21 protein-coding genes and 3 pseudogenes are annotated in these 23,582 nt (G+C 73.0%); 12 read left to right on the top strand and 12 right to left on the bottom strand.

From position 1 onward, the window contains the following. Nucleotides 1-105: 105 nt before the first annotated feature. Both AB0C22_RS09435 and AB0C22_RS09430 read right to left on the bottom strand, forming a co-directional pair. Nucleotides 106-1,707, bottom strand: a pseudogene (locus AB0C22_RS09435) (sulfatase-like hydrolase/transferase); the annotation flags it as partial. A gap of 416 nt (nucleotides 1,708-2,123) precedes the next feature. Then, a pseudogene (locus AB0C22_RS09430) lies at nucleotides 2,124-2,822 on the bottom strand (CDP-alcohol phosphatidyltransferase family protein); the annotation flags it as partial. Between the two features lie 95 nt (nucleotides 2,823-2,917). On the opposite strand from AB0C22_RS09430, the gene AB0C22_RS09425 reads away from it, so the two are divergent. The 10 genes and pseudogenes from AB0C22_RS09425 to AB0C22_RS09380 all read left to right on the top strand — a co-directional run bounded on the left by AB0C22_RS09425 (nucleotide 2,918) and on the right by AB0C22_RS09380 (nucleotide 11,462). After that, nucleotides 2,918-3,913 (top strand): zinc-binding alcohol dehydrogenase, encoded by a 996-nt coding sequence (locus AB0C22_RS09425; RefSeq protein WP_208566604.1) that lies wholly within the window; start codon nucleotides 2,918-2,920, stop codon nucleotides 3,911-3,913. Then, the gene (locus AB0C22_RS09420) at nucleotides 3,901-4,299 is read left to right on the top strand and encodes a 6-carboxytetrahydropterin synthase (RefSeq protein ID WP_219462602.1); all 399 of its coding nucleotides are present in this window, start codon (nucleotides 3,901-3,903) and stop codon (nucleotides 4,297-4,299) included. Before AB0C22_RS09425 ends, AB0C22_RS09420 begins: the two co-directional genes overlap by 13 nt. A gap of 3 nt (nucleotides 4,300-4,302) precedes the next feature. Then, nucleotides 4,303-5,337 (top strand): glycosyltransferase family 4 protein, encoded by a 1,035-nt coding sequence (locus AB0C22_RS09415; protein WP_357534423.1) that lies wholly within the window; start codon nucleotides 4,303-4,305, stop codon nucleotides 5,335-5,337. Then, on the top strand, nucleotides 5,334-6,311 hold the full coding sequence (locus tag AB0C22_RS09410; protein ID WP_357534421.1) for a class I SAM-dependent methyltransferase: 978 nt from the start codon (nucleotides 5,334-5,336) through the stop codon (nucleotides 6,309-6,311). Before AB0C22_RS09415 ends, AB0C22_RS09410 begins: the two co-directional genes overlap by 4 nt. 135 nt (nucleotides 6,312-6,446) lie before the next feature. Further along, nucleotides 6,447-7,316 (top strand): annotated as a pseudogene (locus AB0C22_RS09405) (lysylphosphatidylglycerol synthase domain-containing protein); the annotation flags it as partial. 114 nt (nucleotides 7,317-7,430) lie between these two features. Continuing rightward, complete coding sequence (gene ribA / locus AB0C22_RS09400) at nucleotides 7,431-8,087, top strand: GTP cyclohydrolase II (RefSeq protein ID WP_219462608.1); 657 nt, start codon at nucleotides 7,431-7,433, stop codon at nucleotides 8,085-8,087. After that, a complete protein-coding gene (locus tag AB0C22_RS09395; RefSeq protein ID WP_219462611.1) occupies nucleotides 8,087-8,824 on the top strand; it encodes a dihydrofolate reductase family protein in 738 nt (245 codons plus the stop codon). Before ribA ends, AB0C22_RS09395 begins: the two co-directional genes overlap by 1 nt. 99 nt (nucleotides 8,825-8,923) lie before the next feature. Further along, complete coding sequence (locus tag AB0C22_RS09390) at nucleotides 8,924-9,667, top strand: zf-HC2 domain-containing protein (RefSeq protein ID WP_219462613.1); 744 nt, start codon at nucleotides 8,924-8,926, stop codon at nucleotides 9,665-9,667. Nucleotides 9,668-9,745: 78 nt separating this feature from the next. After that, entirely contained in the window at nucleotides 9,746-10,441 is a 696-nt protein-coding gene (locus AB0C22_RS09385; RefSeq protein ID WP_208566612.1) for a response regulator transcription factor, read from the top strand. Then, nucleotides 10,434-11,462 carry a HAMP domain-containing sensor histidine kinase gene (locus AB0C22_RS09380; protein ID WP_219462615.1) on the top strand — a complete coding sequence of 343 codons (1,029 nt, stop codon included), beginning with the start codon at nucleotides 10,434-10,436 and terminating at the stop codon, nucleotides 11,460-11,462. The genes AB0C22_RS09385 and AB0C22_RS09380 overlap by 8 nt, the downstream gene beginning before the upstream one ends. A 60-nt stretch (nucleotides 11,463-11,522) precedes the next feature. On the opposite strand, the gene rfbA is transcribed toward AB0C22_RS09380, so the two are convergent. Further along, nucleotides 11,523-12,398 (bottom strand): glucose-1-phosphate thymidylyltransferase RfbA, encoded by an 876-nt coding sequence (gene rfbA / locus AB0C22_RS09375; RefSeq protein ID WP_219462618.1) that lies wholly within the window; start codon nucleotides 12,396-12,398, stop codon nucleotides 11,523-11,525. A gap of 44 nt (nucleotides 12,399-12,442) precedes the next feature. After that, complete coding sequence (locus tag AB0C22_RS09370) at nucleotides 12,443-12,637, bottom strand: hypothetical protein (RefSeq protein ID WP_219462621.1); 195 nt, start codon at nucleotides 12,635-12,637, stop codon at nucleotides 12,443-12,445. Nucleotides 12,638-13,068: 431 nt separating this feature from the next. On the opposite strand from AB0C22_RS09370, the gene AB0C22_RS09365 reads away from it, so the two are divergent. Next, nucleotides 13,069-13,827, top strand: a complete 759-nt coding sequence (locus tag AB0C22_RS09365; RefSeq protein ID WP_357534417.1) for an AraC family transcriptional regulator — start codon at nucleotides 13,069-13,071, stop codon at nucleotides 13,825-13,827. A gap of 116 nt (nucleotides 13,828-13,943) precedes the next feature. On the opposite strand, the gene AB0C22_RS09360 is transcribed toward AB0C22_RS09365, so the two are convergent. Both AB0C22_RS09360 and AB0C22_RS09355 read right to left on the bottom strand, forming a co-directional pair. After that, nucleotides 13,944-14,822 carry an enediyne biosynthesis protein gene (locus AB0C22_RS09360; RefSeq protein WP_244252125.1) on the bottom strand — a complete coding sequence of 293 codons (879 nt, stop codon included), beginning with the start codon at nucleotides 14,820-14,822 and terminating at the stop codon, nucleotides 13,944-13,946. Between the two features lie 155 nt (nucleotides 14,823-14,977). Further along, nucleotides 14,978-16,885, bottom strand: coding sequence for a CRTAC1 family protein (locus tag AB0C22_RS09355; RefSeq protein WP_219462625.1), 1,908 nt, complete (start codon nucleotides 16,883-16,885; stop codon nucleotides 14,978-14,980). 836 nt (nucleotides 16,886-17,721) lie between these two features. Between AB0C22_RS09355 and AB0C22_RS09350 the strand changes: the two genes are divergently transcribed. After that, entirely contained in the window at nucleotides 17,722-18,507 is a 786-nt protein-coding gene (locus AB0C22_RS09350) for an AraC family transcriptional regulator (protein WP_208566621.1), read from the top strand. 404 nt (nucleotides 18,508-18,911) lie between these two features. Here AB0C22_RS09350 and AB0C22_RS09345 read toward each other — a convergent pair whose 3' ends face one another. The 6 genes from AB0C22_RS09345 to AB0C22_RS09320 form a co-directional block, all read right to left on the bottom strand. Beyond that, nucleotides 18,912-19,499, bottom strand: a complete 588-nt coding sequence (locus AB0C22_RS09345; protein ID WP_219462627.1) for a copper resistance CopC family protein — start codon at nucleotides 19,497-19,499, stop codon at nucleotides 18,912-18,914. Beyond that, nucleotides 19,496-20,077, bottom strand: a complete 582-nt coding sequence (locus tag AB0C22_RS09340) for a hypothetical protein (RefSeq protein WP_208566623.1) — start codon at nucleotides 20,075-20,077, stop codon at nucleotides 19,496-19,498. The genes AB0C22_RS09345 and AB0C22_RS09340 overlap by 4 nt, the downstream gene beginning before the upstream one ends. Nucleotides 20,078-20,216: 139 nt before the next feature. Then, nucleotides 20,217-20,852 (bottom strand): MerR family transcriptional regulator, encoded by a 636-nt coding sequence (locus AB0C22_RS09335; RefSeq protein ID WP_219462629.1) that lies wholly within the window; start codon nucleotides 20,850-20,852, stop codon nucleotides 20,217-20,219. 378 nt (nucleotides 20,853-21,230) lie between these two features. Then, nucleotides 21,231-22,589 (bottom strand): cytochrome P450, encoded by a 1,359-nt coding sequence (locus AB0C22_RS09330; protein ID WP_357534414.1) that lies wholly within the window; start codon nucleotides 22,587-22,589, stop codon nucleotides 21,231-21,233. Continuing rightward, nucleotides 22,586-23,122 carry a flavin reductase family protein gene (locus AB0C22_RS09325; RefSeq protein ID WP_208566626.1) on the bottom strand — a complete coding sequence of 179 codons (537 nt, stop codon included), beginning with the start codon at nucleotides 23,120-23,122 and terminating at the stop codon, nucleotides 22,586-22,588. The genes AB0C22_RS09330 and AB0C22_RS09325 overlap by 4 nt, the downstream gene beginning before the upstream one ends. 16 nt (nucleotides 23,123-23,138) lie before the next feature. Continuing rightward, entirely contained in the window at nucleotides 23,139-23,582 is a 444-nt protein-coding gene (locus AB0C22_RS09320; RefSeq protein ID WP_208566627.1) for an acyl-CoA thioesterase, read from the bottom strand.

Below are 23,582 nucleotides of genomic sequence, written 5' to 3'. Positions count from 1 at the left end.
TGCCGCCGGGGATCAGCCGGGTGCCGGGCCGGCGACGCAGCGCAGTGCCACCGACCAGCGCAGTGCAGGGCCGCCGACCGGCGTCGCGCTCGGCCGCCGCCGGGGTCAGCGTGGCGCGGCGACGTGGGCCGGCGGTTGCGGCCCGAACGTGGTGAGGAACCGGTCCCGGAAGGTGTCCATCGGCCACACCGGCGCGTCCGGGCCGGGACGCAGCCCCTCCTGCCAGCCCCAGCCCTCCACCCGGGCCAGCACCGCCGGGTCGCGGGCGACCACCGTGATCGGCACGTCCCGGCTGGCGTTCGGGCCGGTGACCAGCGGGGACGGTTGGTGGTCGCCGAGGAAGACCAGCACCAAGTCGTCGTCGCCGTATGTCTGGACGTAGGAGATCAGGCTGTTCAGCGAATATTCGATCGCCCGGCGGTAACCGGTACGCACCTCGGTGGTGCTCCGCCCCACCACGTTCTTCGGGTTGAACGCCACCGACGTCGGCCGGCGGTAGATCGAACCGTCCCCGACGTGGTCCCAGTCCAGCATGCGGGGGATCGCCACCCACGGGGAGTGGCTGGAGACCAGCGGAATCTGCGCCATGATCGGCGCGTGGTCGGGGTTGGCGCGCTCCCGGCGTTGGAAGGCGGACAGGGTGTACTGGTCGGGCATCGGCGCGTAGCTGAACTGCGGTCCCCGGTAGTCCAGCCCCGCCGCGTCGTGGTAGCGGTCGTAGCCGAAGAACGCCCCCTCCGGCCAGGGCGAGGTGGCCGCCGGCATCACCCCGACCGTCTGCCAGCCGGCCCGCCGGAACGCCCCGTTGAGGGTCAACCGGTCACTGGCCAGCAGGCTGTCGTGCCGTTGCTGGTTGTTGATCCACAGCCCGGACAGCAGGGTGTCGTGGGCCAGCCAGCTCCCGCCACCGGCGGTGGGTGAGGTCAGGAAGCCGCTGCGGGCGGTGAACCCGGCGGCGGCCAGTCGCCGGGTGCCACCGTCGAGCACCGCACCGACCTGCCCGGCGAACTCGGGGTCCTCGACCGCGTCCCGGCCGTAGCTCTCGACGAACGCCAGCACCACGTCCTTGCCGCGCAGCGCGGTGAGCAGCTGGTCGCCGGGCGTGTCACGGAACGCGTCCCGGGTGACCTGGTCGGTGAACTCCCGACGGTCCCGCAGGCCCGCGCCGACCTGACCGACGTGCTGCCCGACCAGGGTCGCCGTGCCGGAGTCGGCGACCGGCACACCGAGCGTCGCGGCGGCCACCCACAGCGCGGTGAGGCCGGCGACGACCCGGGTGGCGACCCGGTGGTGCCCGGCCGCCACCCGGGTCAACCGCAGCACCGACCAGCTGGTGAGCACCAGCAACGCGACCACCAGGGCGACCAGCCCGACGGCGGCGGCGACCGCGCCGCCGGTACCCACCGAGTCGGTGAGGAAGGCGTACCCGTCGTCGAGCAGCACCCAGTCGAGGACCAGGTCGAACGGGCGGGCCAGGCTGGCCGACATGCCCAGGTCGAGCACCTTGACGATGGCGACCAGCCCCAGCACCACCCCGATCGACACGGCGACCGGCCGTCGGGCCCGACCGGGCAGCGCCAGCAGCAGGGCGGCAGCCAGCAGCCCCTCGACCGGCACCCGCAGGAACGCGACCGGGGTGACCTGGTCGAGCCGGTCCGGTGCGGTCAGCACCGCCAGGACCAGCATCCCGGCCAGCACGGTGGTCACCCGGACCGCGACGGTCCGCCACCGGGCCCGCCCGGCCGCCGCCGGGGCCTGCGGCGTCGTCGGGTCCGCCTCCGGCGGGGTCGGGGTCGGCGCGTCGCCGGCGGGCCCGCCGGTCGGGGTGGACCGGTCGGCCCGGGCGGGGGCCCGCCCGGTTGCCGTGCTCGGGCGACGCAGGCGTGACAACAACGACACTCCGGAAGGTCCTTCCTGGCAGGGAGCCCGGCGGCAGGGCCGGGCCGGATCGACGGTCCGGATCAGACCGGCTGGTGGGCGACGAACGGCGGCCGGTCGGCGACGGCTTCCACCCGGGGCCGCACCGATGGTACGGACGGCAGCATCCCGACCGGCGACACCCGCGGGACGGAGATCGACGTGCCGGCGGTCGGCGCGACGGGCCTGACTGGCAGGACGGGCCTGACGGGCCGGATCGACCGGTGCCACCAGAGCCAGCCCACGTCGTGACCGAACGACTCGACCAGCAACGCCAGCGCCACCGCCGCCAGCACGGCGGTCAACGGTCGGGCCAGCACGTCCGCGGCGACCACGAGCAGCAGCACGCCCTGCGCGGCGGCGACCACCTTGCGCCAGAAGCGCGGCGGCAGCGCCCCACGCATCCAGGGCAGCAACCAGCCGGCGGCGACGAAGGCGTACCGCAGGCCGCCGATGGCAAGCACCCACGGCCCCACCGCCGGCGCCACCTGGATGCTGAGCACCAGGATGAGGAACGCGTCGACCTCCATGTCGAAACGTGCGCCGAGGGCGCTGACCGTGCCGGTGCGCCGGGCCACCCAGCCGTCCACCGCGTCCAGCGCCAACGCCACCGCGGTCATCGGCACCAGCACCGCCAGCGGGGCCGGTTCGGAAAAACCGGTGACGACCAGGGCGGTCACCCCGCCGACCAGCACCCCCCGGGTCAGCGTCACCCGGTCGGCCGGCCCGAGCCGGTCGACCCCCCGGCGGCGCAGACCGCGCTGCAACGCGACGCAGGTGACCACGCCGTACCCGAGGCCGGCCAGCCAACCGGCGACGTCGAGCCCGACGGTCGCGGCCAGCCCTGCCAGCAGGACGGTCTGTACGGTCAGGCCGAGCACCGGACCGGTTCGAACCCTGGACACCCTGCCTCCGTGTTTATGATCGACGACCTCGGCAGTGGGTACGCAGGACGCGGCCGTTTCGTTCGGTTCCGCCGGCAGAAGAGGAGAAAACCCGCGTGATCCGCGATGCCCGGGCCTTCTGGCTCCGCTCCCCCGGCGTCGGTGAGCTGCGGCCGGTGACCCTGCCCACGCCCGGCCCCGACGACGTGCTGGTCCGCAGCCGCTACTCCGGGGTGAGCCGCGGCACCGAGACGCTGGTCTTCACCGGCGGCGTGCCGGAGAGCCAGTACACGGCGATGCGTGCCCCGTTCCAGGAGGGCGACTTCCCCGCCCCGGTCAAGTATGGCTACCTCAGCGTCGGCGTGGTCGAGGTCGGCCCGGCGGCGCTGCGCGGGCGGACGGTGTTCTGCCTGCACCCGCACCAGAGCGCGTACGTGGTGCCGGCGTCGGCGGTGACCCCGGTGCCGGACGACGTGCCGGCGGCCCGCGCGGTGCTGGCCGGCACGGTGGAGACGGCGGTCAACGCCCTGTGGGACGCCGCGCCGCTGGTCGGCGACCGGGTCAGCGTGGTCGGCGGCGGGATGGTGGGGTGCAGTGTGGCGGCCCTGCTGGCCCGTTTCCCCGGGGTGCGGGTGGAGCTGGTCGACGCCGATCCGGCGCGGGCGGCGGTCGCCTCGGCGCTGGGCGTCGACTTCGCGCTGCCGGCGGCGGCGACCGGTGGGCGGGACCTGGTGGTGCACGCCAGCGCCACCGCCGCCGGGTTGCAGCGCAGCCTGGACCTGCTCGCCCCGGAGGGCACCGTGGTCGAGCTGAGCTGGTACGGCGACCGGCCGGTCGAGCTGTCGCTGGGTGGGGCGTTCCACGCCGGGCGGTTGACCGTCCGCAGCAGTCAGGTCGGCACGGTCTCCCCGGCGCGGGCGTCCCGGCGCGGTTTCGCCGACCGGCTGGCGCTCGCCCTGGAGCTGCTCGCCGACCCGGTGTTCGACGCGCTGCTGACCGGGCGGTCCCGCTTCGCGGAGCTGCCCGAGGTGCTCGGCCGCCTGGCCTCGGGGGAGCTGCCCGCGCTGTGCCATCTGATCAGCTACGACGAGGAGACACCGTGTTCAGCGTGACCGTACGGGACCACATCATGATCGCCCACAGCTTCCGGGGCGAGGTGTTCGGGCCGGCCCAGAAGCTGCACGGGGCGACCTTCGTCGTCGACGCCACCTTCCGCCGCCCGGAGCTGGACGCCGACGGCATCGTGGTGGACATCGGCCGGGCGATCGACGAGCTGAAGGCGGTGCTGGCCGACCTGACGTACCGCAACCTGGACGAGGAGCCGGCCTTCGCCGGGCAGAACACCACCACCGAGGTGCTGTGCCGGGCCGTCGCCGACCGGCTCGCCGACCGGGTGCACGCCGGTGGGTTGGGCGAGGGCGCCCGGGAGCTGGCCGGGATCACCGTCACCCTGCACGAGTCGCACATCGCCTGGGCCAGCTACGAGCGGTCGCTGTAACCCGTGCCGGCGGTGCACGTCGTCCTGCCCGGCGACATCGACGATCCAGCCACCCCCAGCGGCGGCAACGCCTACGACCGGCGGGTCTGCGCCGGGCTCGCGGCGACCGGGTGGACGGTGCGCGAGCACGGGGTGCCCGGGGCGTGGCCGCACCCCGACGAGGCGGCGCGGGCCCGGCTGGCCGGGGTGCTCGCGGCCCTGCCGGAGGGCACGACGGTGCTCTACGACGGGTTGGTCGCCTCGGCCGTGCCGGAGCTGCTGGCGGCGCAGGCCGGCCGGCTGCGTCAGGTGGTGCTGGTGCACATGCCGCTCGGTGACGACGCCGAGGCGCGCGGGCTGCCGCACGCCGACGCGCTCGTCACCACCAGTGGCTGGACCCGGGAGCTGCTGCTGGCCCGGCACCGGATCGACCCGGACCGGGTGACGGTGGCCGTTCCCGGTGTCGACCCGGCGGACGTCGCCGCCGGCACGGCCACCGGCACGGCGCTGCTCTGCGTCGCGGCGGTCACCCCGGTCAAGGGGCACGACGTGCTGGTCGACGCCGTGACCGGGCTAGCCGGCCGGCCATGGACCCTGGACTGCGTCGGCGCGCTGGACCGCGATCCGGCCTTCGTGGCGGCGCTGCGGCAGCGGGTCGACCGGGGCGGGCTGGCCGGGCGGGTGCGCTGGCACGGTCCGCTGACCGGGCCGGCGTTGGCGGCGGCGTACGCGGGGGCGGATCTGCTGGTCCTGCCGTCGCGGGCCGAGACGTACGGGATGGTGGTGGTCGAGGCCCTGGCCCGGGGGCTGCCGGTGCTGGGCACCACCGCCGGTGGGGTTCCCGAGGCGCTGGGCCGGGCCGGCGACGGCACCCCGCCCGGGATGCTGGTGCCCCCGGAGGACCCGGTGGCCCTGGCCGGCGCCCTGCGGCGCTGGCTGCACTCGGCCGACCTGCGGGACCGCCTCCGCCGGGCGGCCCGGGACCGGCGGGTCGACCTGCCCGGCTGGCCGGCCACCACGACCGTGATCTCCCAGGTGCTGGACGGAGTGAGGACATGACCGCGTACGCCACCGAACCGTTCGCCGACTGGCTGCGGCTGCGGGAGCCCGCCGACGCCGAGGCCCGCAGCGGGGAGCTGGTCGACCTGCTCCGCGCCCGGCTCACCGGCACCGGCACGGCGGGTGCCGGTGGTTCCGGCCTGCCGACGACCGCCACCGGCGGCCCGGGTGCGGCAACCGGCGGTGCGGCGGGCCTGTCGCCGGCCGGTGAGGGGGGACCCGGGATGCAGGTGACCGGGGTCGGTTCCGTCACGTCGCTGCGCGGGGACCGCCCGTGGGTGGTGCACGACCTGGGCAGCGGGACCGGTTCGATGCTGCGCTGGCTGGCCCCGTTGCTGCCCGGCCCGCAGCGCTGGGTGCTGCACGACCGGGACCCGGGGTTGCTGGAGCGGGCCGGCGCGGCGGTGCCGGTCGCCGCCGACGGCAGCCCGGTCGAGGTGACCACCCGGCAGGGCGACCTCACCCGGTTGACCGCCGCCGACCTCGCCGACGCCGACCTGGTCACCGCGTCGGCGCTGCTGGACATGTTCAGCGCCGACGAGATCGGCCGGGTGGTGGGCGCCTGCGCGGGCGTCGGCTGCCCGAGCCTGTTCGTGCTCTCCGTGGTCGGTCGGGTGGCGTTCGACCCGGCCGACCCGCTGGACGCCGAGATCGCCGCCGCCTTCGACGCCCACCAGCGGCGTACCGTCGACGGCCGGGACCTGCTCGGGCCGGACGCCGCGGCGGCGACCGTCGCGGAGTTCGGCCGGCACGGGCTACCGGTGACCGTGCGGCCGAGCCCGTGGCGGCTCGGGCCGGACCGGGCGGAGCTGCTCGTCGAGTGGTTCGACGGCTGGCTCGACGCGGCGCTCGCGCAGCAGCCCGAGCTGGCCGACCGGACCGCCGACTACGTCCGGTGGCGACGGGCCGAGGCGCTGGCCGGTCGACTCACCGTCACCGTCGGCCACGACGACCTGCTCGCCGGGGTGGAATGAACCGGTTCGCCGGCCGGTACGTGAGAAAGGACAAGATCCCCGAGGAGGAACCGCGTGTCACCGGACCCCACCGGCACAGCTGTCGCCCGTACCCCGTCCTCCCCCGCGGCCCGGGGCTCCTCGGCCTGGGCCTGGCTGAGCAACCTCGCCGGGGTGGGCCTGGTGGGGGCGCTACTGTGGTGGTTGGGCACCGGCCCGGCGCTGGCCGGGCTGCGGCGGATCGACACCCCGGCGGTGCTGACCGCGCTGGCGTTGGGCGCGCTGGCCACGGTCGCCTGCGCGTGGCGGTGGCGGCTGGTCGCCGAGGCGCTCGGCATCCGGCTGCCGCTGGGCACGGCGGTGGCCGACTGCTACCGGGCGGTCTTCCTCAACGCGACACTGCCCGGTGGGGTGCTCGGCGACGTACACCGGGCGGTCCGCCACGGCCGGGAGGCCGGTGACCTGGGTCGGGCCGTGCGGGCGGTGGTCTGGGAGCGGACCGCCGGGCAGGTGGTCCAGGTGGTGCTCGCGGTGGTGCTGCTGCTGGCCCTGCCGTCGCCGGTGCGGCCGTACCTGCCGATGGTGACGGGGGTGGCGGTCGCGGTGGGCCTGGTGCTGGTGGTGCTGGTCCGGGCGCTGCCCCGGTCGGGGCCGTCACGGCGGGCCCGCGCGGTGCGCGCCGTCGTCGCCGACGTGCGGGCCGGGCTGCTGGGTCGGCGCACCGGGCCGGGGGTGCTGCTGGCCTCGACCGTGGTGGTCGGCTGCCACCTGGCGACGTTCGTGCTGGCGGGCCGGGTGGCCGGGGTCACCGCGCCGCTGTCGGTGCTGGTGCCGCTGACGCTGCTCGCGCTGCTGGCGATGGGGCTGCCCGCCAACATGGCGGGCTTCGGGCCGCGCGAGGGCATGGCCGCCTGGGCGTTCGGGGCAGCCGGCCTCGGTGCCGCCGAGGGGGTGGCGACCGCCCTGGTGTACGGGGCGCTGGTGCTGGTGGCAGCCCTGCCGGGCGCCGCCGTGCTGGTGCTGCGGGGTCGCCCGTCCGCGCTGCGGGAACGACGGGGTGACCGTACGGTGGGAACTCAGGGTGGTTCCTCACCGGTACCCGCTGCCGGGCTGGCCGGCAGCGCCTGACAGAGGAGACACATGTACGACGCACTGCCGGCCGCGACGGTCCGGACACAGGTCACGGTCCCCCTGCGGTTCTCCGACGGGTTCGCCACCACGGCCCGGGTCTTCTCGTTCGACGGGCTGGTGGACGGCCGGGAGCACCTGGCGTTCGGGCTGGGCGACTGGTCGGGCGCGCTGCGCAGGCACGCGGCGGGCGGGGCGGCGCCGCTGGTCCGCCCGCACAGTGAGTGCCTGACCGGGGACGTCTTCGGCAGCCAGCGCTGCGACTGCGGTCCGCAGCTGCGCGAGGCGGTGCAGCGGATCACCGAGGCGGGCGGTTTCCTGCTCTACCTGCGTCAGGAGGGACGCGGCATCGGCCTCTACCCGAAGCTGGACGCGTACGCCCTGCAGGACGCCGGGTTGGACACCTACGAGGCGAACGTGGCGCTCGGGCACGACGAGGACGAACGGGACTACCGGGCCGCCGCGCAGATGCTGGCGGTGCTCGGTGTGCCGGAGCTGGTGCTGCTGAGCAGCAACCCGGACAAGGCCGAACAGCTGGCCCGGCTGGGCGTGGCGGTGGCCGATGTGGTGCCGACCGGGGTGTTCCTGTCCCCCGCCAACGCCGACTACCTGGCGGCCAAGGCGAGCCGGGCCGCGGCCCGGGCCGTCGACCTGCCGTCGTTGAACTGATGGGTGTCGTACCGGCGGGGACGGCGACCACCGCCGTGCCGGCGTCGACCGGGCGGCCGTACGTGCTGCTCAGCTGCGCCACGTCGATCGACGGTTACATCGACGACGCCACCGAGCAGCGGCTGCTGCTGTCCAACGCGGAGGACATGGACCGCATCGACGCCGTCCGGGCCGGTTGCGACGCCATCCTGGTCGGCGCGGGCACGATCCGGGCGGACGACCCCCGGCTGGTGGTCCGCTCGGCGCGGCTGCGGGCCGCCCGGCAGGCCGCCGGCCTGTCGCCGTCACCGGTGAAGGTGACCATGACCGCCCGGGGGTTACTGGACCCGGCGGCCCGGTTCTTCACCGTCGGTGACGCCGAGAAGATCGTCTACTGCGCGGGGCCGGCGGTGGACAAGACCACCGAGCTGCTCGCCGGAGCGGCCACCGTGGTCGACGCGGGTGACCCGCTGGACCCGGCCCGTGCCCTGGCGGACCTGGCCGGCCGGGGGGTGCAGCGGCTGATGGTGGAGGGCGGCGCGACGGTGCACGCCCAGTTCCTCACCGCCGGGCTCGCCGACGAGCTGCACCTGGTGGTCGCCCCGTTCTTCGTCGGCGACCGACGGGCCCCCCGGTTCGTCGGCGACGGTGCGTTCCCGTGGCACCCGGGTCGCCGGGCCCGGGTCGCCGAGGTACGCCAGATCGGCGACGTGGTGCTGGTCCGCTACGCCCTCTCGGAGCGCTGCGCCGACGGGTGAACCGGCGGACGGGTCCGGTCCGTACCATGCGGACGAGGGGACCGTCCGGTTCACTACGCTGCGTGGTAGCGGCCGACGGTACGGACGAGGAGTGGCGGGATGAGCGACCGGTGCGCGTCCTGGCGGGAGATCCTGTCGGCCCAGCTCGACGGGGAGGAGACCGCCGAGGAGCGGGGCGCGGTCCAGGCGCACCTCGACGGTTGCCCGGACTGCCGCGCCTGGCACGAGGTCGCCGCCATGGTGACCCGGCGGGCGCGTACCCGGGTGGTGGCGGCGGTGCCCGACCTGACCGAGTCGATCCTCGCCGCCGTGCCGCCACCGGGGCGACGACGGTTCGAGCGGTGGCGTGGCGGGTCGACCGCCGGCCTGCGGGTCGCCCTGGGGCTGCTCGGCGCGGTCCAGCTCGCCCTCGGGCTGGCCCAGGTGGGCCAGGGCGTCAACGCCGAGCACCTGCACCCGACCGGGCAGCACCTGTGGCACGAGTCGGCGGCGTGGAACGTCGCGGTGGGCGCCGGTTTCCTGTTCGTCGCGCTGCGCCGTACCCCGCCGGCCGGGTTGCTGCCGATGCTGAGCGCCTTCGTCGCGACCCTGGTCCTGCTGTCGGTCAACGACGTGGTCACCGCGCAGGTGGCGGTGCCCCGGCTGGTCAGCCACGGGTTCCTGGTCGGCGGTTACCTGATCACGGTGCTGTTGTTCCGGCTCGGTCCGCGTCCGAGCGGCCCACCGCAGGGACGACGGGCCGGCCGGTCCCGATGGCGGCTGCGTCTCGACGAGCTGGACGAGCCCGGCCGGGCCGTGGTGCAGCCCTACGGCGCGCAGGCCCGGGACCGCCGGGCGGCCTGAGCGGCGCACCGTAATCAGCTGGCAAGGTTCGGCGGCCCGTCGCGCCGTTACGCTGGCCGGCACGAGAGGGAGGTGCCGGTGGCGCAACGGGTGCTGGTGGTCGACGACGACCGGACGGTCAGCGACGTGGTGTGCCGCTATCTGGAGCACGCCGGCTACCAGGTGGACCACGTGGGGGACGGGGCCGCCGCGCTCGCCGCGGTGGCTGCCTCGCCTCCGCAGCTGGTCGTCCTGGACGTGATGCTGCCGGTGCTGGACGGGTTGGAGGTGTGCCGTCGGTTGCGGCAGCGCCCGGACGGCGTACCCATCGTGATGTTGACGGCCCGGGGTGACGAGGCGGACCGGATCCTCGGCCTGCAACTGGGTGCGGACGACTACCTGAGCAAGCCGTTCTCCCCCCGGGAGCTGGTGCTGCGGGTCCGTTCGGTGCTGCGCCGGGCCGGCGGTGAGCCGGTCACGGCGACGGCGCAGGTGCTCACCGACGGCGGGTTGAGCGTGCTGACCGGTCCCCGGGTGGCCCGGTTGCACGGTCGCGACCTGGCGTTGACCCTGCGCGAGTTCGACCTGCTCGCCCACCTGATGGGGCATCCCGCCCGGGCGCTGTCGCGCGCTGAGCTGCTGGAACGGGTCTGGGGGTGGCGGTTCGGCGACCAGTCCACGGTGACCGTGCACGTCCGCCGGCTGCGGGAGAAGATCGAGGACGACCCGGCCAACCCGCGCCGCATCGTCACGGTCTGGGGTGTGGGTTACCGGTACGAGCCGGCCGATGACTGACCTGGCGTTGATCTTCGGGGCGGCGCTGGCCGCGGCCGGCGGGGTGGGGCTGCTCGGCGCGGGGATGCTGCGGCTGCTGCGCGGCCGGTCCATCACCGTGCACGTCACGGTGCTGCTGGCGATGACGGTGAGCGCCGTGGTGGCCGGGGTCGCGGTGATCGCCGAGGCGATGTTCCTCTCCCCGCACGACCTGGAGGTGGTGCTGATCACCGTCTCGGCGGCGGCGCTGGTCAGCCTCGCGGTGGGTTGGCTGTTCGCCCGCCGGCTCGCCACCGCGGCGGTCTGGGCCGACCAGGCGCGGGCCCGGGAGCGGCGGATCGAGAAGGGCCGCCGGGACCTGGTCGCCTGGGTGTCGCACGACCTGCGGACCCCGCTGGCCGGGTTACGGGCGATGGCGGAGGCGCTGGAGGACCGGGTGGTCGCCGACCCGGTGACGGTCGACGAGTACCACCGCCGGATCCGGGTGGAGACCGACCGGATGACCCGGCTGGTCGACGACCTGTTCGAGCTGTCCCGGATCAACGCCGGGGCATTGCGGCTGTCACTGTCGGCGGTGCCGCTGGGTGACGTGGTCTCCGACGCCCTGGCCGGGACCGCGCCGCTGGCCGCCGCGCGCCGCATCCGGCTGCTGTCCGCCGAGTCGGGCTGGCCCACGGTGACCGCCAGCGAGCGCGAGCTGAGCCGGGTGGTGGGCAACCTGCTGCTCAACGCGGTGCGCTACACGCCGGCCGACGGCACCGTCCGGGTCGACGCCGGGCGCGACGGCGACGTCGCCTGGCTGGCCGTCGCCGACACCTGCGGCGGCATTCCCGAGGCCGACCTGCCCCGGTTGTTCGACGTGGCGTTCCGGGGCGAGCCGGCCCGCACCCCGCACGCGGGCAACGGCCCGATGGCGGGTTCCGGCGGGTTGGGGCTGGCCATCGTGCGCGGCCTGGTCGAGGCGCACGGCGGCCGGGTGGACGTGCACAACGTCGCCGAGGGCTGCCGGTTCGTCGTCCGGCTGCCGTTGGCCACCGGCTGACGGCGGCGGGCGGGGGGGCCTGCGGCGCGACGCCGGACCGCACGGGCGGCACCGCACGGGTCAGGCGCCGAACTCCTCGGCGATGTCCATCACGTAGCGGCCGTAGTCGGAGCCGGCCATGGCGGCGCCGAGCCGGTGGCAGGCCGCCGCGTCGATGTAGCCCATCCGCAGCGCCGTCTCCTCCAGGCAGGCGATCCGGACGCCCTGGCGTTCCTGCATGGTCTGCACGTAGACGCTGGCCTGTAGCAGTGACTCCGGGGTGCCGGTGTCCAGCCAGGCGAAGCCGCGCCCGAGGTCGACCAGGCGGGCCCGACCCCGGTCGACGTACACCCGGTTGACGTCGGTGATCTCCAGTTCTCCCCGGCGGGACGGCCTGATGTTCTTGGCGATGTCGACGACCTCGTGGTCGTAGAGGTACAGGCCGGTGATGGCGCGGTTGGAGTGCGGTTGGGACGGTTTCTCCTGGATGTCGCGCAGGGTGCCGTCGGGGCCGGTGACGCCGACGCCGTAGCGCTGCGGGTCGTGGACCGGGTAGCCGAACAGGGTGCAGCCGCTGACCGCGGCGGTCTCCTCGCGCAGCAGCCGGGAGAACGCGGTGCCGTGGAAGATGTTGTCGCCCAGGATCAGCGCGCTGGGGTGGCCTGCGACGTGGTCCGCCCCGATCAGGAACGCCTCGGCGATGCCGCGTGGCTCGGGTTGCGCGGCGTAGGAGATGGCCAGGCCGAGCCGGGAGCCGTCGCCGAGCAGCAGGCGGAACTGCGGCAGGTCGGCCGGCTTGGCGATGACCAGGATGTCCCGGACGCCGGCCAGCATGAGCACCGACAGCGGGTAGTAGATCATGGGCTTGTCACCGACGGGCAGGAGCTGCTTGGACACCGGCACGGTCATCGGGTAGAGCCGGGTGCCCGACCCTCCGGCCAGGACGATTCCCTTCACGGTCCTTCTCCCTCCAGCGGCCGGCGCGGACGTGGTGGTCCGGTTCAGTCGAGACCGCGGATCAGGTGCGGCTCGGTCTCCGGGTCGGCCCAGTCGCACTGCCCACGCCGGTTCGCCCGCGCCCAGGCGTCCAGGGCGGAGGGCGTCCGGTGCGCCCCGTCCGCTGCGGCGGTACGGGGTCGGCCGGGCCGGGGGCGGGCCTCGTCGTCGTCGGCGTTGTCGGTCCTCACGTTGCCCATTTGCGGACGCCTCTCATCGTGACGCCGGCACCGGGTCCGGCGCACCTTCCTCGTTGCCCAGGTCAACGGTCGAATCGCCGGATGGCGACGGGCGATCCGCCCGCAGCGCTTTTCCGACATCAATCATTGAGCCGGGCGCATCGGGCCATGACGGCAATCATCACCGGATAGACAGGGGGTACGCATCCGGAAAAGACACCTGTTAGTGCCATTCGGATTTCGCGCCGTTGACCATGCTCAGAGGGTGCCCTAGCATTGAGGTCAGCTGATTCGACAAAACCGACAAAACCCTTTTGTCGGCGTCAACCGCCATTTGCCGATTCCGCCCCGGGGGACGTCGCGGAACCGGAACGACGCTGCATCGTCGCAGCTCAGCCAGACGATCCACGTCGTACAGACCAGCACCCACCATTACGCTCGCCGGGGGCACGATGGAAGACCACAGCAGCAGGGCGGTCCGGCGGGTCATCGCCGAAATGCACCAGAATCTGGGGAAGCAATTCAGCGTGGACGAGATGGCGCGAACCGCCCTGCTGAGCAAGTACCACTTCTGCCGGGTGTTCCACAGGGTAACCGGAGTGTCACCCGGGCGCTTTCTGTCGGCGATCCGATTCCAGCGGGCCAAACACCTGCTGCTGGCCACCTCGTGGAGTGTCACCGACATCAGCCACCAGGTCGGTTACACCAGTGTCGGCACGTTCAGCGCGCGGTTCAGCAGCAGCGTCGGTCTGCCCCCCTCCAGCTTCCGCCGGCTCGGCCGCGCCCTCGGCCGGGAGTTGCCCTACCGGCCGCCGTGCCCGATCCGCCCCGACCCGACCGACGCCACCGGCCCGACCGTGCGGGGACAGATCAGGACGCTTCCCGGCGAGGCGCCCGACTGGATCTTCGTGGGGCTGTTCCCGGAGCGGATCCAGCAGGGAAAGCCGGTCAGCTCCACGGTCCTGCCCGGCCCCGGCGCGTACCTGCTGGGCCCGGTGCCGCCGGGCACCTGGTTCGTCCTGGCCCACGCGGTGCACCGCCGCCGGTCGACCACCGGGGTGCGACCGCTGCTGGTCGGCCACCACGGGCCGGTGACGGTCGGCTGCCCGTCCCGGTCGATCCGGGCCGACCTCACCCTGCGCCCCATGCGCACCTTCGATCCGCCCGTGGTGCACGCGGCCGGCCTGCCGCCGCTGCTGCGCACCGGCTGACCGGGCGGCACACCGGGCTCCCCCGCCCCGGCCGGCAGCCGGTCGCGGCGATCCGTCCCGCCGGGACGGACGTGGGGCCGCCCCGGCGGGACGGCCCCACGTCGTCACGGACCGGATCAGCGAACCAGCGCCGGCGCCGCCGGACTGACCGGCACCGACCCCCGAGCGCGCTCGCGACTGCGGTCACGCCACCAGATGCCCCACCACATCAGGCCACGGACGGCACAGACGATGGTGACGGCGAAGAAGAGGGTGTAGACCACGTTGAACGCGACCAGCACCCCGTAGACCCCGGCCACCGCGGAGCCGAACATGAACTGGTTGCGGCCCCGCGACGGCGTCGTACCCGGGTCGGTGATCATGTAGTTGGTGAACAGGACGAAGGCCACCCCGGTCATCGGCACCAGCGCGGCCCAGATCGCCACGTCCAGCACCAACGCCCGGACCACCGCCTGGATGACGAAACCGCCGAGCCAACCGACGATCAGCAGCACCTTGCGGGTGAGCATGGCGTTGAGCACCGTACCGGCGGTGATGATGACCAGCGGGACCATGATGCTGATCGCGTCCGGCACGTTCTCGGTGAACTGGTAGGGCGGCGCGATGTTGACCCAGGAGAAGGCCAGCAGCGTCACCGTGATCCCGAAGTTCGACGGGTTCATGAAGTGCCGCATCCGCCCGTTGACCGGCGCCCGCAGGGCGGTCTTCGCCCCGATCGCGACGACCACGGCGAACGCCACCGGCCAGAACCGGTCGTTGGCGTAGAGCAGCATGTTCGCCGCCAGCGCGGTGATGTGGGTGGGCAGCAGGAAGGTGTACATCCCCCACACCCCGTTGCCGCTGAAGGCGGGTCGCCGCTTGCCGGCCCACGCCGACACCATCTCGATCCCGATCTCGGCGGTGTAACCCACCAGCAGGGCGAAGAACGGCCAGGTCCACGGCTGCTCGAAACCGAGCAGGGTGTAGCCGATGATGTTGAAGATCGACATCGACATGGCGAAGTTGCGCAGCGCCAGATAGCGCGGGTCCTTGCCGTCCACCCGGGGCACCGCCGGTCGGGCCGTGGGCGGGGTCGCCGCATCGACGGGCCGGACCCCGCCCGGGACCGTACGCACCGCGGCGTCGGTCACGCCTTCCTGTCTGACGTCAGTCATCGGGTGATCTCCTGGGCGTCGGCGGTCAGCATCAGGTCGTGCCAACCGGAGGTGAGCGAGAGGGTCTGCTTGTGGGTCGCGCCGGTCAGGTCACGCCAGCACACCTCGGCCGACACCGGGCGGTCCCCGGCGGAGCCCAGCCCGAAGAAGACGTCGAAGCTGCGCTTGCCCGAGTGCCCGCCGCCGCCGTCGAGCTGGGCGACCTGGGTGAGCCCGTCGGCGGTACGGATCTTGACCTGGGCGCCGTAGGCCGGCGTCCGGGCGTCGGCCGGGCCACCCACCGTCGGCCGGTGCAGGCGCAGACCGAGGAAGCCACCCGGGGACGCGGCGGTGTTGCGGTAGAACGCCGGCGGACCCCACTGGCGGGCCACGGCGAAGTCCTGCACCCCGTCGGCGTTGGTGTCGGCCACCGCCACGCCCCGGGTCGGGATGGGCACGTCGAGGCCAAGCTCGGCGTTGAGGTTGACGAACGTCTTGCCCTGCCGCACCCAGAACGCCAGCTTGTCGTTACCGGCGATGTCGTCGCCCGGCTCCGCCTTCGGCCACATCGCCGGGTTGCGCAGCATCAGGTCGTTGGACATCGCCAACTCCTGGAGCCAGGCCCACCGGCTGGTGGTGCCCTTGATGAACCCGTCGGCCTGCACCACCTCCAGCGAACCGTTGTTGTCGAAGTCGGCCATCTTGGCGTCCCAGCCCCAGCCGGTCCAGGCCATGTTCAGTTTGGACGCCTTGTTGTCGTACGGCGCCACCCCGCGGGTGAGCTTGGCCCGCGCGTCCTGCGGACTGCCGGCGTTGTTCATCCAGACGAAGTTGCTCTCCTCCAGCCCCCAGGAGCTGGTGATGTTGCTGACGAACATGTCGAACCTGCCCCGGTTGTCGAGGTCACCGAAGTCGATCGACATGCCCTTGAAGGAGTCCTGACCGAGCACCATCGACTTCGGGGTGAACGCGCCCCGCCGGCCCTGCGTCTGGGCGAACCTGATCCGGCCCGGGGTCGAGACGTTGTGCAGCAGGTGGTCGTGGCCGAAGTCGTTGGCCAGGTACAGCTCGGGCAGCAGGTCACCGTCGATGTCGGCCGACGCCGCGCCGAGGGTCCAGCCGGTGGAGACCGGGCCGGGGACCGCCTTCTGCTCGACGTACCGCACCGAGGGCTGGTCACCACCGGTGGCCGCGTCCCAGCGCAGCACGTGCGCCCCGCCGGAGTTGCGGGCGTGCGACATGGAGGCGTTCATCTGGACGTTGGGCTGCCCGTCCGGATCGAGCACCTGGGTGTCGGGGAAGTAGTTGAACACGCCGATGTCCGGCCGACCGTCGCCGTCGAAGTCGGCGACCGCCACCGCGTTGGTGTTCCACAGTGCACCCTGGTAGCGGTTGGCCGGACCGGGCTGGGTGGGAATCAGCTCGGTCGGCGCGTAGCTGCCCAGGCGCAGGTCGGTGGCGGCGGCCCGGTGCAGGAAGAGCACCGGCGTCCGACCCCAGTAGTAGACCAGCAGGTCGGTGCGGCCGTCGAGGTTGTAGTCGCCGGGCACACAGCCCATCGGAGCCATGGTGGTGTCGGTGGGCAGGGGCCGGGGATCGAGGACGAAGGGCTGGTAGCGGGCCCCGCTGTCCGGTGCCGGAGTCACCACGGCCGTGTCGCTACGGGTGTCGACCAGGCAGAGGTCGTCGGCCACCCCGTTACCGTCCAGGTCGTTGAGGGCGATCGCGGCCCCGACCGAGGACACCCAGGACTTGATGTGCTCGTACTCCGGATTGACCTCGCGGACCTGGCGGGCGGCGGGTGCGGGTGGCAGCGCGATCGGCAGCTCGGCGAACTGGAACCGTGCGGCCAGCTCCGACCGCTCGGCAGCGGACGCCGCAGGGCGCTGTGCCACGACGAAGAGAATGCTCAGCAGAACGAGCACAAAGGCTGCGGGAGTTGCGCGGCGAAGGAAGCCGGCAGATTGAGACGGCAACAGTCCCCCTACGTTTTAGTGGGCGCGTCGTTCGCCCGTTGACTGGTCACTCGGAAGTGCCACCGACCGGGGCGGGGATACTGATGATTACCACCCTCCGCGGCGGGGTGAATAACCAACGGATTAACCGCCCATCAGATGACTGGAGCCCTTTCGGGGGCCACGAACATCGTCAGCCAGAAGACCAATGGAGTCTTCTCAGAGCGTGCTCTCCCGCCGGCACGGACCGGACGAGCGGGGCTCGGTCGTGCCATCACAGCGAGTCTCTCGCCGATCGCGATGCGTCAAAGTTCTCTGACTTTGCTCTCCTGAACGCCCGCTTGACCGCGATGCGGCTGCCTCGATACACCCCAAAATATGGCTATTGCCGGTTTAATGCCTGCCGATTGGGAGCGCCTCCAGCCCACCCAGCAGATCGGACGAATCATCTCGCACCGCCCCCGGCCCGCCCGGTACACCCAACCCAACAATGGCCGTACGCTGCGCGGACGACATCGGGGGCGGTCGGACGGATAGCGAGGATCTCCGCTGGCAAATACGGCCGGGATCGATAGCATGGCTATCCATACCGCCGGCATCGGCGCTCATTGCCGCCTATCTTTGGTCGCGCTAGCATCAACACGGCCCCGACGGCCAAGGCAATTTCGACGGCCGCATCCGCGTTTATGCATTGATCGAGATTTAACGCTCCGTCAATCAGCCGGCATAGACACCGTAGGCACGCAGTCGCCACAACTGTGCCCGGGGATGCCACCGACCGACGAATCGAACACCTGGGGGAGACCGTGGAAGACGTCATTGAACGGGCGGTGGAGCGGGCCATCGTCACGATGCGGGACAACATCGCCGAGCCGCTCACCATCGACGACATGGCCCGTGCCGCAATGTTCAGCAAGTTCCACTTCTCAAGGATCTTCCGCCGGGTCACCGGCGTCTCGCCCGGACGCTTCCTCTCCGCCATCCGCCTCCAGGAGGCGAAGCACCTGCTCGTCTCCACCACCCTGAACGTCGCCGACATCAGCCTGCGGGTCGGCTACAACAGTGTCGGCACCTTCAGCTCACGTTTCACCCGCAGCGTCGGCATGTCCCCCACCGCCTACCGGCGCTACCGGGGCTTCAGCACGCGCATTCCGCAGGACGAGACCAGGGGCGGCTCGGCCGGACGCACCTCGACGGTACGGGGGACCGTCACCGGACCGGACGACGAGGACCTCGGTTTCGTCTTCGTCGGGCTCTTCCCCGACCCGCTGCCCGAGGGCCGACCCGTCCGCTGTGCGGTGCTCAACGGCGCGGGCGCGTTCGAGCTGGAGACGGTCCCCGAGGGACACTGGTACCTGCTCGTCCAGTCGGTACGCACCGACGGCTCCCCCACGGACGCCCACGACCTGGACCCCGAGGACATCTTCGTCGGCTCGCACGGACCGATCATCGTCCGGCGTGACCAGGCCGTACCCCCGATCGAGATGGGCCTCAAGCCGGCCCGGTCCATCGACCCGCCGGTGCTGCTCGCCCTGCTCGACATCCGCCGGATGGCGCTGGACCAGGTCGGCTACCGGGTCGAAGCGGCCTGACGGCGGGTCGGACCGCGAACCGACCGGAGCCAGCGGCGCATCCCACGAAAGGTGGGATGCGCCGCATCGCCGTGTCAGCCGGTCGAACCGGGCCGAGTCGGGCCAGACCGGGCGCCGCCGCACAGGCCGGGCCCCGCCGCACAGGCCGGGCCCCGCCGCACAGGCCGGGCCCCGCCGCACAGGCCGGGCCCCGCCGCACAGGCCGGGCCCCGCCGGACGGGTCACGGTCGGCCGGGCACGGCCCGGCGGTTCGACCCCGGTCGCGCCGGGCCGGGACCACGGGCGGTCGAGGTGACCACCGGCCGGCCGGACCACACGCGCCGGACCACAGGGGTTCGAGGGGCCCGCACGGTGGACCACCCGACGCCCGGGACCACCAGCGGGCCCGGACGCCAGGCGGCGGATCAGCGGTCCTGGGGCTCCTCCGGGTCGGACGCGACCCGGGGCCGGCGCAGCAGGAGCACCGACAGCGCGATCAGCAGCACCAGGTCCAGCACCAGCAGCAGACCGTCCAGGGGGTCGGTGCCGACGTGCTGGTGTCCGGTCTCGGGCACGACGGCGGCCGGCGGCAGCAGCGTTGCGGCGCCGACGGCGAACACGCTGCGCCCGGTGCTCTGCCGGCCGTCGGTGAGCCACACGTGGTAGGCGACGGTGTAGCTGCCCTGCGGCAGGGCCGGCACCGACACCACCAGGTCGCTGCCGTCGCGGCGGGAGGCACCGGTGGGCACCTGCGGGCCGTCCGCCGGCGTCAACGACACGTGCGCCTCGTTCGGATCCGGAGTTCCCGCCAGGCGCAGCCGCACCTCGGTCGGCCCGGTGGGCAACCGGCTGCCGTCCGCAGGCACCACGACGGCGGCGACCGTCTCGGCCGGTCCCGGCGGGTTCGGCGAACGCAGCCACAGCGCGGTCACCACGGTCACCAGCACCACGGCGACGGCCGCCGCGCGCGGCCCGAAGCCACGGCGGCGGCCGTCCTGTCCGGCGGCGGTCATGCCGGCGTGAGCGCCCTGACCGAGCGGGGGGCGCAGGTGCAGGCCATCGTCGCCTGCTCGGCGGGGGTGGGTCGCAGGTGCAGGTACATCGCCACCACCATCGGCAGGAAGACGATCGTGTTGTAGAACAGGTGCAGCTCCACCCGGGCAAAGACCAGCTGCAGCACGCTGGTCGGCACGGGACGGTCGAACAGGAAGTGCCCCGTCTGCGCCTGGAGCAGCAGCAACAGGTGCTCGATGTGGTGCCAGAACTGGATGGCCAGCGCCACCGTCCACCAGGTACGCGCACGACCGACGAAACCGGGGCGCAGCAGGGCCAGCCCGATGAGCATCACGATGGCGTACCCGTAGTGCAGCCACTCCGAGGTGACCAGCCACGGCACGGCCAGCCCGAGGACGCCCCGGGACTGCGGCACCGGCCAGCCCAGCACCCAGATCTGGAACGCCTGGACGAGGTGCTCGGCCCAGTGCGCCAGCACCACGACCATGTACAGGTTCAGCGCCGTGCGGTGGTAGGGGCCGTTGAGCCGGCCGAGCGGGCCCGATCGGGAAGGGCGGGGTACGGCTTGGTTGGACATGTCGGGTGGTCTCCCCCTCGGTCGACGGACACCGGCACCGCAGCGGGCCGGGGGACGGCAGCACGCCGCCTCTTCAGGCTGGGGCCCGGGTGACCCACTGTCGTCTTCCAGCGTGCCGACATTCCATGGTGGTGGCCGCTCAGGCACCCGCCACCCGGTCGGCGGAGGTCGCGCAGCAGTGGGCCAGGTGGCTCTCCTGCGCCATCCGGCGCATCGCCTCGAAGGCCACCTCGGACAGCACGTTCCAGACCGCCATGGCGGTGGCGGAGTGCGCCGACTCGTGCCCGAACTCGTGCGTCACGATCCGCGCCGCGCTCTCGGCGTGCTCACTGAACACGTCGATGTCGCAGTTGGCGTCGAGCCGCTGCAACGCGGTCAGCACATGGGCGAGGGTGTCCCGACCGGGTGAGGCGGCGTCGACCTCCCAGCCGAGGCGGTCGATGAAGTCGTCGACCTGGACCCGGGCCGGGCCGACGTCCGGGGCGTCCTCCTCGGGCTGGTCCGGGAAGAGCGCCCAGATCGTGGCCCGGCACTGGGCGCCCAGCGAGAGCCCCTTGTCGTCGAGGGCGGCCAGCACCCGACGGACCGAGGACAGACTCAGCCGCCCGATGCCGGCCAGCACCCGGATCAGCTGGAGCCGGGCGAGGTGCTCCTCGCCGTACTCCGCCTGGTTACGCGCGGTGGGTCGGCCCGGTGGGAGCAGCCGCTCCCGGATGTAGAACTTGATCGTCGGAAGTGGAACACCACTGATCCTGGCCAGATCTGAGATGCGCATCCGTCCCCCCAGGGTCCCGGTGACCACCGCCGGACGCCGCCAGCGGCGGGACTGCGCCGCCCGGCAGCGGCCGGTCCGAACGTATCGGCGGTGACGCCGCCGCGGACAGCGGGCGCCGGACAGCACGGCGGGTGACGGCCGTCGGCGCGTTCGCGATGACGGCGGTGCAGCCGCCCGTCGGTGCGACGGCGGCTCCTGGGACAGGGCGGGCACCTCGGGCCTCACCGGCCGGGGTGGTCGCCGCGCATCCGGGACTCATCGCACCTCCCCCAGCACGATGAGCAACCTGAGAGTTGCTCAGCGCAATAGTAACCAGTGTGGCCTGCGTGTCGGTTATTCGATGTTGCTGAACCGCACTTCGTGGCTGTGCCCCGAGGGTCACGTCAGGGCCTGCACCGTCATCGGCAGACCGCCCCGGATGCGCAGCGACAGCATGGGTTCGGGCACCACCCGGTGCCCGGCCGGGGTGTGCAGCCGCAACCGGCGGCTCACCATGGCCACCACGAAGACCGCCTCCATCAGACCGAGGTGGTTGCCGACGCAGAACCGGGGGCCGGCGCCGAACGGCACGTAGGCGTAGCGGGGCCGGCCGGCCGACACCGACGGCGAGAACCGCTCCGGGTCGAACCGGTCCGGCTCGTCCCAGTAGGCCCGGTGCCGGTGCAGGGTGTACGGGCAGATCAGCACGTCGGTACCGGCGGGCACCGCGTAGCCGCCGACCTCGTCGGCCTCCTGCGCCCGGCGGGACAGCATCCACACCGGCGGGTAGAGACGCATCGCCTCGCTGAGCACCATCGAGGTGTACGTCAACCGGGGCAGGTCCTCATAGGTCGGCGCCCGGTCGCCGAGCACCTCGAGCGCCTCGGCCCGTACCCGCTCCCACACCTGCGGGTGCCGGTCGAGCAGGTGGAAGGTCCAGCCGAGGGTACTGGCGGTGGTCTCGTGCCCGGCCAGCAGCAGGGTGGTCAGCTCGTCGCGCAGCCGCCGCCGGCCGACCGCGGGGTCCGGCTCCCGGCGGGTCGAGGCCAGCAACCGCGACAGCGCGTCGTCGTGGTCCTCGTGGCCGGGCCGGGCACGCCGCCGCTCCGCCAACTCGTCGACGATCTCCGCCAGCTCGCGGCGGGCCCGGCGGAAGCGCATCTGCTGCGGCAGCGGCACCCACATCGGCACCATGTTCATCGACGCCATCTCGAACATGGCCTGGTCCTGCATCGACTCGAAGGCCGCCCCGAGCGACCGGAAGCCACCGAGGTCGGCGTCGAGCAGGGTACGCCCGAGCACCCCGAGGGTGAGCCCGGTCATCTCCCGCATCATGTCGACCGGCTCGCCACCGGCGTACGTCTCCAGCCGGTCGACCAGGCGGCCGGCCTCCTCGGCGACGATTCCGGCCTGCTGGGCGATGCGGCGGGCCTGGAACACCGGTTGGATCACCCGACGCTGCTCCCGCCACAACTCGCCCTCGCTGGTCAGCAGCCCGTCACCCAGGGCCCGCCGGGCGTGCATCAACCCGATGCCCTTGTGGTAGTTCTGACTGTTGTCGGCCAGCACGTGCTTGGCGTGGTCGGGGTGGTTGAAGAAGTGCAGCCCCCGCCCCGGGCCGAGGCGCACCGCGTCGCCGTAGGTCTCGGCGGCGGAGCGCATCAGGCCGAGCCGGTCGCGGCCCAGCTTCCACAGTGTGCCGAGCATCGCCACCCCGGTCGGGCCCCGGGGGACCACCCGGGGCGCGACCGTGGTCACCGGACCACCCCGCTCGGCATGGGGGTGATCTGCCGGAACCGTCCGTGCAGGAACAGCACCGCGTCCTCCTCGTGGAGTTTCTCGGCCGACAACAACCGGCCGACGAAGATGGTGTGGTCGCCGCCCTCGTAGTCGCGCCACAGTGCGCACTCGAAGGAGGCCAGCGCGCCGGTGATCAGCGGCGCTCCGGTGAGCCGGCCCGGCCGCCAGTCGACGACGTCGAACTGGGCGGCGCCGAGCGGCCGGCGGCGGTCGGCGAAGTGCCGCGCCACGTGTTCCTGGTCGGCGGCGAGCACCGACACCGCGAAGCTGCCGGCGGCCACCAGGTGACGGTGCATGACCGCCTCCCGGTCCACGCAGACCAGCAGCAACGGTGGGTCCAGCGACACCGAGGTGAAGGCGTTCGCGGTCATCCCGTGCGGGGTGCGTCCCCCGACGGTGACCACCGTGACGCCGGTGGCGAAGGCGGCGAAGGCCCGCCGCAGCGCGGCCGGGTCGACCACCGCGTCGTCAGCGCCCGCAGAGATGTCCATCGTGGTCCCCTCGCCGTCACTGGGCCCGGACGGTGGCCGTGTAGGGCGCCAGCGCCCGGGTCAGCGCCTCCGGCACCCGGGTGGGCGCGGTCCGGTTGTTGGGCCCGCGCATGCAGGCCACCCGCTGCCGACCCCGGGCGACCAGTGTCTCGCCGCCGCCCGGGTCGAGGCGTACGTAGTCGAAGCTGAACTCCAGCTGGGTCTGCACCAGGTCGACCAGGCGCATCCGGATCGACAGCTCGTCGAAGGCCGTGATCTCGGCGAAGAACTCGCAGTCGACCTTCAGGGTGAACAGCTTCAGGTCGTCCTGGAGGTCGGCCAGCACGTCCGGGGCGTGCTGCTTGAGGAACATCTCCCGGCACCGTCCCTGCCAGCGCAGGTAGTTGACGTAGTAGACGTTGCCGACGATGTTGGTCTCCTCGAAACCGACCGTGTGCGGATACTCGAAGAACTTGTCCAT

Origin of the sequence: Micromonospora sp. NPDC048894, assembly GCF_040649765.1 — a bacterium.
In the GTDB taxonomy this organism is placed as follows: Bacteria; Actinomycetota; Actinomycetes; order Mycobacteriales; family Micromonosporaceae; genus Micromonospora; species Micromonospora antibiotica.
The sequence above is the reverse complement of the archived record's forward strand: the minus strand, read 5'-3'. Positions and strand labels throughout refer to the sequence as shown.

Bases quoted from the DNA above. Each gene is read 5' to 3' on its own strand.
- ribA (WP_219462608.1), top strand. From the start codon at position 7,431: ATGTACGACGCACTGCCGGCCGCGACGGTCCGGACACAGGTCACGGTC.
- AB0C22_RS09410 (WP_357534421.1), top strand. From the start codon at position 5,334: ATGACCGCGTACGCCACCGAACCGTTCGCCGACTGGCTGCGGCTGCGG.
- AB0C22_RS09345 (WP_219462627.1), bottom strand. From the start codon at position 19,499: ATGACCGCCGCCGGACAGGACGGCCGCCGCCGTGGCTTCGGGCCGCGC.
- AB0C22_RS09335 (WP_219462629.1), bottom strand. From the start codon at position 20,852: ATGCGCATCTCAGATCTGGCCAGGATCAGTGGTGTTCCACTTCCGACG.
- AB0C22_RS09395 (WP_219462611.1), top strand. From the start codon at position 8,087: ATGGGTGTCGTACCGGCGGGGACGGCGACCACCGCCGTGCCGGCGTCG.
- AB0C22_RS09380 (WP_219462615.1), top strand. From the start codon at position 10,434: ATGACTGACCTGGCGTTGATCTTCGGGGCGGCGCTGGCCGCGGCCGGC.
- AB0C22_RS09365 (WP_357534417.1), top strand. From the start codon at position 13,069: ATGGAAGACCACAGCAGCAGGGCGGTCCGGCGGGTCATCGCCGAAATG.
- AB0C22_RS09320 (WP_208566627.1), bottom strand. From the start codon at position 23,582: ATGGACAAGTTCTTCGAGTATCCGCACACGGTCGGTTTCGAGGAGACC.
- AB0C22_RS09370 (WP_219462621.1), bottom strand. From the start codon at position 12,637: ATGGGCAACGTGAGGACCGACAACGCCGACGACGACGAGGCCCGCCCC.
- AB0C22_RS09360 (WP_244252125.1), bottom strand. From the start codon at position 14,822: ATGTCGATGTCGATCTTCAACATCATCGGCTACACCCTGCTCGGTTTC.
- AB0C22_RS09325 (WP_208566626.1), bottom strand. From the start codon at position 23,122: ATGGACATCTCTGCGGGCGCTGACGACGCGGTGGTCGACCCGGCCGCG.
- AB0C22_RS09390 (WP_219462613.1), top strand. From the start codon at position 8,924: ATGAGCGACCGGTGCGCGTCCTGGCGGGAGATCCTGTCGGCCCAGCTC.
- AB0C22_RS09340 (WP_208566623.1), bottom strand. From the start codon at position 20,077: ATGTCCAACCAAGCCGTACCCCGCCCTTCCCGATCGGGCCCGCTCGGC.